The 12,888-nt window shown below is 36.2% G+C and carries 15 protein-coding genes and 1 pseudogene; 5 read left to right on the forward strand and 11 right to left on the reverse strand.

Translation table 11 applies throughout. The features are described from left to right. Positions 1-262: 262 nt before the first annotated feature. Positions 263-1,837: a multicopper oxidase CueO gene (gene cueO, locus BDD30_RS13110; protein ID WP_012776985.1), complete on the reverse strand. Its 1,575-nt coding sequence runs from the start codon at positions 1,835-1,837 to the stop codon at positions 263-265. Positions 1,838-2,030: 193 nt separating this feature from the next. On the opposite strand from cueO, the gene BDD30_RS13115 reads away from it, so the two are divergent. The 3 genes from BDD30_RS13115 (at position 2,031) to speD (ending at position 4,175) form a co-directional block, all read left to right on the forward strand. Next, positions 2,031-2,378, forward strand: a complete 348-nt coding sequence (locus tag BDD30_RS13115) for a YacC family pilotin-like protein (RefSeq protein WP_041381584.1) — start codon at positions 2,031-2,033, stop codon at positions 2,376-2,378. Between the two features lie 110 nt (positions 2,379-2,488). Then, positions 2,489-3,349, forward strand: a complete 861-nt coding sequence (gene speE / locus BDD30_RS13120; protein ID WP_012776983.1) for a polyamine aminopropyltransferase — start codon at positions 2,489-2,491, stop codon at positions 3,347-3,349. 31 nt (positions 3,350-3,380) lie between these two features. Continuing rightward, positions 3,381-4,175, forward strand: coding sequence for an adenosylmethionine decarboxylase (speD, locus tag BDD30_RS13125; protein ID WP_012776982.1), 795 nt, complete (start codon positions 3,381-3,383; stop codon positions 4,173-4,175). Positions 4,176-4,266: 91 nt separating this feature from the next. Here speD and BDD30_RS13130 read toward each other — a convergent pair whose 3' ends face one another. The 5 genes from BDD30_RS13130 to BDD30_RS13155 form a co-directional block, all read right to left on the reverse strand. After that, a complete protein-coding gene (locus tag BDD30_RS13130) occupies positions 4,267-4,806 on the reverse strand; it encodes a cysteine hydrolase family protein (RefSeq protein WP_012776981.1) in 540 nt (179 codons plus the stop codon). Positions 4,807-5,455: 649 nt separating this feature from the next. Beyond that, positions 5,456-5,860 carry a DUF1240 domain-containing protein gene (locus BDD30_RS13140; protein ID WP_012776979.1) on the reverse strand — a complete coding sequence of 135 codons (405 nt, stop codon included), beginning with the start codon at positions 5,858-5,860 and terminating at the stop codon, positions 5,456-5,458. Then, a complete protein-coding gene (locus tag BDD30_RS13145) occupies positions 5,853-6,551 on the reverse strand; it encodes a hypothetical protein (protein ID WP_012776978.1) in 699 nt (232 codons plus the stop codon). Before BDD30_RS13145 ends, BDD30_RS13140 begins: the two co-directional genes overlap by 8 nt. A 253-nt stretch (positions 6,552-6,804) precedes the next feature. Further along, positions 6,805-7,203: a DUF1240 domain-containing protein gene (locus BDD30_RS13150; protein ID WP_041381582.1), complete on the reverse strand. Its 399-nt coding sequence runs from the start codon at positions 7,201-7,203 to the stop codon at positions 6,805-6,807. Next, complete coding sequence (locus tag BDD30_RS13155) at positions 7,196-8,074, reverse strand: hypothetical protein (protein WP_012776977.1); 879 nt, start codon at positions 8,072-8,074, stop codon at positions 7,196-7,198. The genes BDD30_RS13150 and BDD30_RS13155 overlap by 8 nt, the downstream gene beginning before the upstream one ends. Positions 8,075-8,352: 278 nt before the next feature. On the opposite strand from BDD30_RS13155, the pseudogene BDD30_RS25075 reads away from it, so the two are divergent. Beyond that, positions 8,353-8,433 (forward strand): annotated as a pseudogene (locus BDD30_RS25075) (hypothetical protein); the annotation flags it as partial. A gap of 196 nt (positions 8,434-8,629) precedes the next feature. Further along, positions 8,630-9,109: an Hcp family type VI secretion system effector gene (locus BDD30_RS13160; protein ID WP_012776976.1), complete on the forward strand. Its 480-nt coding sequence runs from the start codon at positions 8,630-8,632 to the stop codon at positions 9,107-9,109. Positions 9,110-9,177: 68 nt separating this feature from the next. Here the strand turns inward: BDD30_RS13160 and BDD30_RS13165 are convergent, their stop codons facing one another. The 5 genes from BDD30_RS13165 to BDD30_RS13190 all read right to left on the reverse strand — a co-directional run bounded on the left by BDD30_RS13165 (position 9,178) and on the right by BDD30_RS13190 (position 12,821). Beyond that, positions 9,178-9,612, reverse strand: coding sequence for a DUF1240 domain-containing protein (locus BDD30_RS13165; RefSeq protein ID WP_012776975.1), 435 nt, complete (start codon positions 9,610-9,612; stop codon positions 9,178-9,180). Then, positions 9,605-10,501, reverse strand: coding sequence for a hypothetical protein (locus BDD30_RS13170; RefSeq protein WP_071823670.1), 897 nt, complete (start codon positions 10,499-10,501; stop codon positions 9,605-9,607). Before BDD30_RS13170 ends, BDD30_RS13165 begins: the two co-directional genes overlap by 8 nt. A 340-nt stretch (positions 10,502-10,841) precedes the next feature. Further along, on the reverse strand, positions 10,842-11,258 hold the full coding sequence (locus BDD30_RS13175; protein WP_231849183.1) for a DUF1240 domain-containing protein: 417 nt from the start codon (positions 11,256-11,258) through the stop codon (positions 10,842-10,844). A gap of 404 nt (positions 11,259-11,662) precedes the next feature. Further along, a complete protein-coding gene (locus BDD30_RS13185; RefSeq protein ID WP_012776971.1) occupies positions 11,663-12,064 on the reverse strand; it encodes a DUF1240 domain-containing protein in 402 nt (133 codons plus the stop codon). Then, positions 12,057-12,821, reverse strand: a complete 765-nt coding sequence (locus tag BDD30_RS13190; protein ID WP_012776970.1) for a hypothetical protein — start codon at positions 12,819-12,821, stop codon at positions 12,057-12,059. Before BDD30_RS13190 ends, BDD30_RS13185 begins: the two co-directional genes overlap by 8 nt. Between the last annotated feature and the right edge of the window lie 67 nt (positions 12,822-12,888).

Here is a 12,888-nt window from a genome sequence, read left to right on the forward strand (position 1 = left end):
TTGTTGAACAGTTCCTTTTCCCTAGGATATCTAAAGGCAAGTATGGCATAAGATAAGGATGTTTATAGTATTTAGAAGAGAAACCAATCTACAGATCATACACCAAAACTATTATTTAGTAACATAGCTCACCATTAACCGAGAAATTGTTCTAACGATGCCAATATATTGCGCTTCTGACCACGTTTCATTGTTGGGGAACGCTTAACCGCCTTATAATCCCTGTACAACGCTTTGTTATGCTCCATTGCGGTCAGCACAATTATTTACTGACAGTAAAACCCAGCATCATACCGGTATCTTCATGTTCCAACAGATGACAGTGCGCCATAAATGGATGTTTGGCTCCCGCTGTATGCTTGAATTGAACCAACACTTCACTTTCCTTACCTTCCACATGAACAATGTCTTTCCAACCACTGCGGTGAGCGGCGGGTTTACGGCCATTTTCACTCAAAATACGAAAACGGGTACCGTGGATATGGAACGGATGCAGCATCATATCGCCAACCCCCGAAATCACCCAGCGCTCATATTGCCCCTGTTTAACATCAAAGGCAGGTTCTGTCATTGAGAAAGCCTGGCCATTGATGGTATTCGCGTGACGGAAATTTAATTCACCGCCCATATGACCACCTTTCATCATACTGCCGCCATGATCCATATTTTCATGAGACATATTTCCATGATGCATTTCCATACCTGCCATGGCTTGTTCACCATAGCGCTGAGACAGCAACATCATGCCCTGCATATCCAAACGACTATCCATCGCCAGATGCAAATGACGCCTGTTCAATCCTATAAGGGAAGGCAATGCAGGAAGCGTTACAAGCTGCTCCGACAATATCGTGCGACTCGACGTCAATAACGGTTGAATACGCAAAACTGGTAGCGGCTGATCAAATGGCGGTAATGTCATACCCATCTGAACCACAGGTAAGGTTACCAGATCAAAAGGTTTGCCATCCGAACCATCTATCACTATCTCAAAACGTTCTCCTGCCAAAAGCGGCAACTCATTAACTGCCACTGGCTCCGCTAACAAGCCTCCATCACTGGCAACAACATACAATTGACGGCCATCACTGGTCGCAATATTGAGACTACGGGCATTACAGCCATTCAGCAATCGCAGACGTAACCAACCTCGTGGTGCAGTATGTTGAGGCAAGACAACACCATTGGTCAGCAGCATATCGCCAAACCAACCCACAGCCGCATTCATTACATCCAGTTGATAATCAATTTGTCCCTCGTTATTCAAGCGCTTATCCTGCAACACCACCGGAATATCATCCACGCCCCATCGATTTGGTAAACCCGTATTAATACTGTTCTCATCTTCAATCAGTACTAATCCACCAAGCCCCATTGCAACCTGATAACCCGTCTTGCCATGCGTATGTGGGTGAAACCAACAAGTTGCTTCCGGTTGTTCAGGCGTAAAACTAACCGTCCGACTCCCACCTGGCGCAATCATCGCATGCGGGCCACCATCTGCCTCGCCAGTAATCTCCAGACCATGCCAGTGAACCGTGGTCTCTTCTGGTAGATGATTACGAATATCGATAGTAACGGGTTCACCAGAAGTCAATTTCAGTGCCGGACCGAGCAAATCACCGTTGTAACCCCAAGTCTTAGTCACCGTTCCTGCTTTAAAACTGGATTTTCCCGCTTTGATTTCAATAGCGATTTTACCTGTCGCATCTGGCTCCAGTTGCGGGGGGATAGGTAGTGCCGGATAAGATTCAGCTAAGGAGAAACGGCTCCATACAGGCAACATACTGGATACACCAATAACAGCACCTAATTTAATAAAATCACGTCGTTGCATATTCATTTCCTGATTAAATCAACCGAAAATAAACGATAAAAAGAAGAAACCTAAAGGTTCCCCTTACAGGAAGGTCAAGTGATGGGAATGTGATTTAGGTCGATCTTTACAATAATTTAAAAAAATAAATTTTAGCGAAAAAAGATATTAATATGTTAACGTAACCTGACATGAGTTGATTATAATAAGACAGATGCGAAAATTACCCCTCTTGATTTACATATTAGTTCTTTTCGGTTTTTCTCACCCCGCAAAAGCGCTGACAGAAGATGAAGCTGAAGATCTGGCAGATCTAACAGCAGTGTTTATCTACCTAAAATATGACTGCGGTTACAGCCAAATTCCTGACCGGGAAATTAAACGAGCCATTATCTATTTTGCCCAGCGTAACAAGTGGGATTTAAATAACTACAACAGCCAATTGATGAACACACTTAATGAAGAAAGCTATCAGGATCTGAAAGGTATTTACCTATCCAATGCGATAAAGTGCCATGCGCTCGCCAGAGATTCCCTGAGTTTATTCGCCTACGTTAAATAGCCCTTTTCCTACTACTCCTTAAGGAGTAAATTTCACCGTGCAACTATGAGAATTGTTGGCTATTATGTGGCCCAATTTTCACAGTTGTCACAGTGGAGGAAAGCTGGGACATGTCACAAAAAGAAATTTGGCACGAAACCCTGCATGCCAATTTTGGTCAGTATTTTTCGGTCGATAAAGTGCTCTATCATGATAAAACCGACCATCAAGATCTGATTATTTTCGAGAATGCAGAGTTAGGCCGCATTATGGCGTTGGATGGTACGGTACAAACGACTGAACGTGATGAATTTATCTACCACGAAATGATGACCCACGTTCCTCTATTCTCCCATGGTAGCGCCAAGCGAGTGTTGATTATCGGTGGCGGTGATGGCGGTATGTTACGTGAAGTCTGTCGCCATCAATACCTTGACAATATCACTATGGTTGAGATTGATGCTGGCGTCGTTGAATTTTGCCGCCAATATCTGCCTAAGCATAATGCCGGTGCTTATAACGATCCTCGCTTCCAGCTAATCATCGATGATGGGGTTAATTTCGTTAATACCACCGATCAGAAATTTGATGTCATTATCTCTGATTGCACTGATCCGATCGGACCTGGCGAAGGGTTATTTACATCTGAATTCTATCAAGGTTGCCAACGCTGCCTGAATGAAGGGGGTATCTTCGTTGCACAGAATGGAGTCTGTTTCCTGCAACAGGATGAAGCAGTCACCAGTCATAAAAAACTAAACCGCTATTTCATTGACAGCAGTTTCTATCAAGCGGCCATTCCAACCTATTATGGCGGAATTATGACCTTTGCATGGGCAAGTCAAAACCCGACATTACGTCATGTAGATCTAGTAACGCTACAACAGCGCTTCAACCGCGCAGGCTTCACCTGCCGCTATTACAACCCAGCCGTTCACGCAGGTAGCTTTGCCTTACCGCAATATTTGCTGGATGCACTATCTATAAACTAATAATCACCTATTAGCCAGGAGGTGAAATAAATTGCACAAGTTGAAATTGCACGGCTTTAATAACCTGACAAAAAGCCTGAGTTTTTGTATTTATGATATCTGTTATGCAAAAAGCCAAGCCGATCGGGATAGTTATATCGCTTACATTGACGAACAATATAATGCTAATCGTTTAACGGAAATTCTCAGCGAGACCTGCTCGATCATTGGTGCAAATATTTTAAACATTGCCCGCCAGGACTATGAACCACAGGGGGCCAGTGTCACTATTCTTGTCAGCGAAGAGCCGATCGACCCAAAGAATGTGGATAATACCGAAAATCCAGGTCCATTACCTGATTATGTTGTTGCTCATTTGGATAAGAGCCATATCTGTGTTCACACTTACCCAGAAAGCCATCCAGATGGTGGCATATGCACTTTTCGAGCTGATATTGAGGTATCGACCTGCGGTGTTATTTCACCTCTCAAAGCGCTCAATTATCTGATCTACGAACTGGAGTCTGACATTGTCACAATGGATTACCGCGTCCGTGGTTTCACCAGAGATGTTAATGGCGTGAAACACTATATCGATCACGAAATCAGTTCTATTCAGAATTATATGACTGAAGAAGTACAATCGCAGTATTACATGATGGATGTAAATATTTATCAAGAAAATCTATTTCATACAAAAATGATGCTAAAAAGATTTGACCTGAATGATTATCTATTTAATGCCACACCAGAGCAACTCAGTGAAACTGAAAAGCAGGAAATTACCCATCTCTTGAAAAAAGAGATACAAGAAATTTATTATGGTCGTAATTTACCTAGTATTTAGGTTTCACTAATTTACATTTAGCTGGCAGATACTCTATTTTCAGGTATTTGCCAGATCATTTCTTAATAGCTTTACAAACAAATTATCCTGATTATACATCTAGCGCAGTACTGGTTGTGATTTCCGCCCCATAAATAGATTTAAGATAATCAAGAGCTGCTTGTTGATCGACACCGGGAAAGACACACACAGCATCTGACAACACCTTAATTCGATAACCACGCACAAACGCACCATAAGCAGTATGTCTGACACAACAATGAGTATGTTGGCCGGTTAGCACCACTTCCGTCACACCATACTCTCTAAAAACCTCTTCCAAATTGGTGCCATCAAAAGCCCCATAAAATCGCTTAGGTGAAACAATTTCACGATCTGCTCCGACAGGAGCCAGAGCCTCAATAACATTAGCACCAGGAGTTCCGGCCATTGCATGTCTGCCCCAGATACTCATTTCCCGATCATCGGCTCGGTGAGCATCATTAGCATAAACTACCAGCCAATCAGGTTGGCATCGGGCGTAATTAATCAACCGTTTAATTACCGGTACGATCTTCATCGCATACGCCTCATTAGCGAGTGCTCCTGTGACAAAATCGTTCAACATATCAACTACAATCAACGCTTTCATTAATTTTGTCCTTTAAATGGATTCTTAAAAAACAATTACTGTGACTTACCCTACCGCTCAGTCACAGGCAATTCTGACAAGATCTTCTTATGATTCATATTAGCCCATAAAACTGGGTTGGTCGGATTTTTAACTGCTCCAACATCTAATAAAACACCATCACAATAGTTTCCCCAAATAATCACTGCCCTGAATAAAATAGTTTATTCAACGAATCTCTATAATAGTGATTTTGTTTTTTACAAAACTGGTCAAGCCGGACAATTGGAATTATTCTGTAAAGTAAAAATTACTGAAGCCACTATTACTGATATTTCTTTTATACCCGTCATCTTTCAAGTTGCCTCTTTGTTGGCTGCACTCTCTCACCCCGGTCACATAGTTAGCTATGCTCCCGGGGATTCGCTCCCTGGCCGTCGCGATGCATCTTGAAATCCATTGGGTATATATACCCGCATTCTATAAATTATTTTAATGCCATACCATATGAAAGTTTTTTTCTAAATTAAAAATTCATCTCATGAAATCATATAACAGCCGGCCCATCTGCCTATAATACATAGGACGATCACACCTATTGAACAATTACCACCTCCCCAAGAGGTGGTTTAAGAATGACAATGTAAATAAACATAGCAGCATACTATGCTTATTTACATAGAGAGATATCTTTTACATATTTATTAGGTGCCATCCATGACGATTTACTACACGTTATATACCCCTCTGTCTTTAATTTATCATCAACATAAAAAGACACAAATAAAGTAAGAATAAAACCGGCTATTGACACATAGGAAACATAATCTCCTATTTTACTATTAAGACGTTTCATGTTACCCAAGGAAATTCTATATAAAAGATAAGCAAGATAAATCAACACAGGACTAAACCAAATAGCTCCCGCGCTTTTCCATGAGAATGTAATAACACCATCACCCTTAAAAAAACCGACATAATCACTAAATGAAAACATTATAGACAACATTGCCATAAAAAGAAGCAATAAAATCCCTAAATATAATTTTGCTTTATTTTCATTTATATTATCCACGGCTAAACCTCCCCCACATATTAAGAAACTGATCTGGATGATATGGTGTCGAATTTATTTTTTTATTCTTTATATTTTTAATTACAGTTTCACTCATTTTAAAGTGGTCATCTAGCCAATATAAAGCAAGAGAAGTTAAAAACCCGATAGCAAAAACGCCAAGGGTTACAAGCATAAGACTCCCCCCTATAGCTAAGAGTGGAGAAACCAGTAGAGTATTAGCGGCCGTAGCAATACCTATTGAGATAGCTAATTTTGCACCATCTATTGTTAAGTTAACGAACAAATCAACTAATCCATATTCGTCTTTAAATATTAACTCAACTAATCTATATGCGGCTGAAAATACTACACCAAATCTAGCACCTTGGGCAATTCCAGCTTCAATATCTAGCGTACCTACCCCAAAAGACACTATACGGGGATTATTAGCAAGATACCTTGTAGCATTTAAATAGTTTCTTACACCAGGGTAACCTGATAACTTTATATACTTTCTTCCATCCTTACCAAAATACTCTGTTGCTTCCACACTAAAACTTCTTAAATCATTTACTATTTTTGCCACTCCATAAGAATCTTTTATATTGCTAGCAAATGATGAAGATGGATCAGCATATGAATAAAAGGTTTTAACATTATTTTTCCATTTATTATAGAAATTATGATCTCGTGTTTTTATATAAGCCATTGCCTCATCCTCTGTTAATAACGGGGATCATATTTCATCTTATAACTCTATTTATAGTTAATTGATATCTTATCGGAATCGGCCATTTTTTCTTTAATTTTTCTGAACTTTTGTGAATTGGATCAAGTTTCCCTGTTACAGCCGGCCCATCTGCCTATAATACATGGGACTATCACACCTATTGAACAATTACCACCTCCCCAAGAGGTGGTTTAAGAATGACAATGTAAATAAACATAGCAGCATGCTATGCTTATTTACATAGAGAGATATCTTTTACATATTTATTAGGTGCCATCCATGATGATTTACTACACGTTATATACCCCTCTGTCTTTAACTTATCATCAACATAAAAAGACACAAATAAAGTAAGAATAAACCCCATTATTGATATACACGAAATATAGTCCCCAATTTTACTATTGAGATCTTTTGTTCTATCTTTAGCAATCCGTAATAAAACATAAGAAATATGAATAAGTAAAGGAGTAAACCAAATAAATCCCGCACTCTTCCATGAGAATGTAATAACGCTATCACGTCTAAAAAAACCTATATAATCATTTAATGAGAAAAATACGAATAAGGCCGCCATAAAAAAGACAAATGACGAACCTAAGTATATTTTTATTTTATTTATATTATCCATGGCTATATCTACCCCACATATTAAAAAATTGATCTGCCGCAGGTGTTCCCACAAGAACATTTCTTTTTCTATTTTTTATATTTTTAATTATGCTTTCACTAATTTTAAAATAATCATCCAACCAATATAAAGCAAACGAAACTCCAACCCCAAGAGCAAAAACGCCAATAGTTACAGCCAAAAGACTCCACCCTATAGTTAAGAGTGGGGCTGCTATTAGTGAATTAACGCCCAAAGCAACTCCTGTTGATACCGCTAATTTTGCACCATCCATTGTTAAGTTAACAAACAAATCAACTAATCCATAATCATCTTTAAGTATTAACTCAATTGCTCTATATGCAGCTGAAAACACTATACCGAATCTAGCACCTTTAACAATCCCATCATGAATACCTAGAGTACCTACTCCAAAAGATACTATACGTGGATTATTAGCAAGATACCTTGTGGCGTTTAAATAGTCTCTTACACCAGGATAACCAGTTAATTTTATATATCTTTTACCATCTTTCCCAGCATATTCCGTTGCCTTAATACTGAAACTTCTTAAATCATTTACTATTTTTGCCACGCCATAAGAATCTTTTATATTGCCAGCAAATGATGAAGCTGGATCAGCATATGAATAAAAGGTTTTAACATTATTTTTCCATTTATTATAGAAATTATGATCTAGTGCTTTTATATAAGCTATTGCCTCATCCTCTGTTAATAAAGCAATAACCTCTTGGTTTAGTTTAAATTGATGTTCCAATTCCAATAGCATACGGTTATATTTTTGATCTTCTATTTGTTTCTTAAAATTAAGATGGTCCTCATATCTATAATCATCCTCAACAAATGTTCTTAAACGGGGATCATATTTCATCTTATAACTCCATTTATATTTATAGTTAATTGATATATTATCGGAATCGACAATTTTTTCTTTAGTTTTCCTGAACTTTTGTGAATTGGATCAAGTTTCCTTGTTGAGGACTGACACTCTGTTTTAATCTGTTCGATAAGGTGATAAATGGCTGCAATTACGTTGTAATCTCTCAGCAGGTCATAACATCACTCAAGGAAAGCACGACAAAAATCGTCGACATCAAGAAAAGTTCAACTCATTTGTCTATGCCTGCTCCTTAAGTTAGCCTTAATGACTTTAGAACCACATTGGGAACTGAAGATAAATACTCAAAATTTAGAGATTTGAATAAATTTTTCTTTAAAACCAGCCATTAAACAATTAAATCAAAAAATAAAATTGTGATTTGAATCACCATTTTTACAATTAATTTTAATGCAAGTAGCAAACAATATTTTAGATTTCTATTTCTTGATTTATATTACTATTGTAATTTTTACTTATGTATTAGGTTACATACTTCACTTACTTAGAATATTAAGTTTAATTATAAAAATTTAGGATAGTAATTTTATGTCATACATGATTTATTTGTCTTTGAATGGTAAAAAGCAAGGACTGATCTCTGCTGGGTGTTCAACCCTAGATTCAATAGGAAATAGGTATCAAAATGGACACGAGGACCAAATACAGGTATTGAGTTTAAACCATACAATAACAAGGCAGCAGAATGTTAGTCATCAGCCCATACAATTCATTAAACCAGTAGATAAGTCATCACCATTGTTAGCTATGGCAATAGATTCAAACGAATCTCTAAATGGTGTTTTTATTTTTTACAGAACTGGTCAAGCTGGGCAATTAGAATTATTTTATGAAGTAAAAATTACTGAAGCCACTATCACAGATATTTCTTGTATATACCCGCATTCTATAAATGATTTTGATGCCATGCCATATGAAAGGGTTTTTCTAAATTACAAATCCATTTCATGGAATCATATAACAGCCGGTACATCTGCCTATAGTATATGGGACGACCGAACCTATTAAATAATCACCACCTCCCCAGGAGGTGGTTTAATGATGTCGATAAAAATAAGCATAGCAGCATGCTATGCTTATTTACATAGAGAGATATCTTTTACATATTTATTCGGTGCCATCCATGATGATTTAGCACATGTAAAATAATTTTCATCTTTAAGTTTAAAATCAACATAGAAAGAAAAAAACAAAGTAAAAACAAATCCAATCATACCTATAAAGGTAAAAGCTCCTCCGATTTTACTACTCAAAGTTACCTTGTTTTTATTACTTAAAGTTATCTTTTTTTTATTTAAAAGAGACTTAAATAATAGCAAAGATAAATACATACACAGTGGGCTACACCAAATAAACCAAGAGCTTTTGGTTGAAAATGTAATAATGTCACTTCTAGTTAAAAGCCCTAGATAATCAATTATTGATGCTAGCCCACCAAATATAGAAACACTCATGAATATGAGTGCAGAAATAAATATTTTCACTCTAGATGTAGCATTTACATTACCCACGAGAATATTTACCCCACATATTGAAAAATTGATCAGGATGATAAGGTGAAGGATGTTTTGTCTTATATTCTTTTAATTTTTTAATTATACTTTCACTGATTTTTAATTCATTATCTAACCACATTAACCCCCAAACAACAGCCACTCCAACGACAAAAACACCGAAAGCTATGGCAGTAGCACTAAAGGCTGTGGTAACAATGAGCGAAGTTGCTCCTGCAATTGCCAACCTAGCTATTGTCGTAGATACAATTAACTTCGCCATATCCATTGATACATTAACAAAAAAATCCGTTAGACCATATTCATCCTTAAGCAGTAATTCGACAGCTCTATATGCAGCAGAAAATACAATGCAGAACTTAGCACCTGAAACAATACTACCTTCCATAGCGACAGCCCCTACTCCAACCTCTATTATTTTTTTATTATCGATGAGATATCTTGTCGCATTCAAATATCGTCTAACCGCTGGATAACCAGATAACTTTATATATCTTTCACCATTCTTACCTAGATATTCTATAGCTTTTACACCTTTTCCTTTTAGTTCATTTACTATATGAGTAATTATTCCTACATCTATAGGCTTGAAATGTTTGGCTACTTTAAAGACTCCAGGAGCATCTTTTACATTTCCAGCAAAATTTGATAATGGATCAGCTACTGAATAAATAGAATCTCGCCATGATTTAAGATCATTCTCAAACGTTTTCAAGTAAGTTAGAGCTTCGTCTTGAGTTAGTAATGCATAATGTTCTTGGTTTGTATTTAACTGTATTTCAAGGTCTTTATATCTTTGATCATCTATTTGTTTCTTAAAATTAAGATGTTCCTCATATCTATAATCATCCTCAACAAATGTTCTTAAACGTGGATCATATTTCATCTTATAACTCCGTTTATATTTATCCCCTTCATCCTTCAAGTTGCTGCTTTATTGTCTGCTTTCACTCACCCCAGTCACATAGTCATCTATGCTCCTGAGGATTAGTTCACTTGCCGCCGCGCTGCAACTCGAAATCTATTGGGTATATAGTTAATTGATATCTTATCGGACCCGGCTATTTTTTCTTTAATTTTTCTGAACTTTTGTGAATTGGATCAAATTTCTCTGTTATAGCCGGCCCATCTGCTTATAATATATAGGACGATCAAACCTATTAAACAATTACTACCTCCCAAGGAGATGGTTTAAGAATGACAGTAAAAATAAGCATAGCAACATGCTATGCTTGTTTACATAGAGAGATATCTTTTACATATTTATTAGGTGCTATCCATGATGATTTAGCACATGTGAAATAATTTTCATCTTTTAGTTTAAACTCAACATAAAAAGAAAAAAACAAAGTAAAAATAAATCCAATCATACCTATAAATGTAAAAATACTTCCTATTTTATTGTTGAATGCCACCTTATGATTAACTATTGTGAATTTAATAAACTTTAAGGAAAAGTACATAGATAAAGGACTAAACGAAATAAACCAAGAACTTTTACTCGAAAACGTAATTATGTCACTTCTAGTTAAAAATTCTTTATAATCAATTATTGATGAAATCCCACCAAATATAGAAATACTCATAAATATGAGTGACAGCATAAATACTTTCACTCTAGTTTTAATATTTAAATCATCCACAAGAATATCTACCCCACATATTAAAAAATTGATCTGGATGATAAGGTGAAGGATGTTTTGTCTTACATTCTTTTAATTTTTTAATTATACTTTTGCTAATTTTATATTCGTTATCTAACCACATTATCCCCCCAACGACAAAAACACTAAAAGTTATAGCAGTAGCACTAAAGACTGTGGTAACAATGAGTAAAGTGGCTCCTTACCAACCTGGCTATTATCTCTGACCCGGCTATTTTTTCTTTAATTTTTCTGAATTTTTATGAATTAGATCAAGTTTCCCTGTTACAACCGGCACATCTGCCTATAATATATAGGACGATAGAACCTATTAAACAATTACCATCTCCCAAGGATGGTGGTTTAAGAATGACAGTGAAAATAAGCATAGCAGCATGCTATGCTTATTTACATAGAGAGATATCTTTTACATATTTATTAGGTGCCATCCATGATGATTTAGCACATGTAAAATAATTTTCATCTTTTAGTTTAAAATCAACATAAAAAGAAAAAAACAAATTAAAAATAAACCCTATTACAGCTAAGATACCAAAAACACTCCCTATTTTATTATTGAATACCACCTGTTTTTTGGTTATAAGGTATTTGAATAGCAATAAAGAAAAATACATACATAATGGACTAACCCAAATAAACCAAGCGCTTTTGGCTGAAAACGTAATAATTTCATTTCTAGTTATAAACGAAATATAATCATTTATCGATGCTAATCCAGCAATCACAGCAACACACATAAATGCTGCTGCGACTACAAATACTTTTAATCTGTTTACATTACCCACGAGAATATTTACCCCACATATTGAAAAATTGGTCTGTGTGATAAGGTGTAGGTGATTTTATCTTATGCTCTTTAAGTTTTTTAATTATAGTTTCACTAATTTTAAATTCGTTATCTAACAAATATAAAACATAAGCAACACCGAGTCCAGCAGCAAAAATTCCAATAGCTACAAGGGTAGCACTAGCCCCAATAGCAAAAATTGGCGAAGTTACTATTGCTCCAACGGCAAGCCTAGCTATTGTCGTAGATACAATTAACTTTGCTATGTCCATTGATACATTAACAAAAAAATCCGTTAGACCATATTCATCCTTAAGCAATAATTCGACAGCTCTATATGCAGCAGAAAATACAATGCAGAACTTAGCACCTGAAACAATACTACCTTCCATAGCGACAGACCCTACTCCAACCTCTATTATTTTTTTATTATCGATGAGATATCTTGTCGTATTCAAATATCGTCTAACCGCTGGATAACCAGATAACTTTATATATCTTACACCATTCTTACCTAGATATTCTTTAGCTTTTACGCCTTTTCCTTTTAGTTCATTTACTATATGAGTAATTATTCCTACATCTATAGGTTTGAAATGTTTGGCTACTTTAAAAACTCCAGGAGCATCTTTTATATTTCCAGCAAAATTTGACAATGGATCAGCTACTGAATAAATAGAATCTCGCCATGATTTAAGATCATTCTCAAACGTTTTCAAGTAAGTTAGAGCTTCGTCTTGAGTTAGTAATACCATAATGTTCTTGGTTTGTATTTAACTGTATTTCAAGGTCTTTATATCTTTGATCATCTATACCCTTCAT

The organism is Photorhabdus asymbiotica, assembly GCF_003634575.1.
GTDB lineage: Bacteria > Pseudomonadota > Gammaproteobacteria > Enterobacterales > Enterobacteriaceae > Photorhabdus > Photorhabdus asymbiotica.

Coding starts and splice junctions, on each gene's coding strand:
- BDD30_RS13145 (WP_012776978.1), bottom strand. CDS start 6,551: ATGGCTTATATAAAAACACGAGATCATAATTTCTATAATAAATGGAAA.
- BDD30_RS13155 (WP_012776977.1), bottom strand. CDS start 8,074: ATGAAATATGATCCCCGTTTAAGAACATTTGTTGAGGATGATTATAGA.
- BDD30_RS13115 (WP_041381584.1), top strand. CDS start 2,031: ATGCGAAAATTACCCCTCTTGATTTACATATTAGTTCTTTTCGGTTTT.
- speE (WP_012776983.1), top strand. CDS start 2,489: ATGTCACAAAAAGAAATTTGGCACGAAACCCTGCATGCCAATTTTGGT.
- BDD30_RS13150 (WP_041381582.1), bottom strand. CDS start 7,203: ATGGATAATATAAATAAAATAAAAATATACTTAGGTTCGTCATTTGTC.
- BDD30_RS13190 (WP_012776970.1), bottom strand. CDS start 12,821: ATGGTATTACTAACTCAAGACGAAGCTCTAACTTACTTGAAAACGTTT.
- BDD30_RS13160 (WP_012776976.1), top strand. CDS start 8,630: ATGTCATACATGATTTATTTGTCTTTGAATGGTAAAAAGCAAGGACTG.
- BDD30_RS13170 (WP_071823670.1), bottom strand. CDS start 10,501: ATGAAATATGATCCACGTTTAAGAACATTTGTTGAGGATGATTATAGA.
- cueO (WP_012776985.1), bottom strand. CDS start 1,837: ATGCAACGACGTGATTTTATTAAATTAGGTGCTGTTATTGGTGTATCC.
- BDD30_RS13130 (WP_012776981.1), bottom strand. CDS start 4,806: ATGAAAGCGTTGATTGTAGTTGATATGTTGAACGATTTTGTCACAGGA.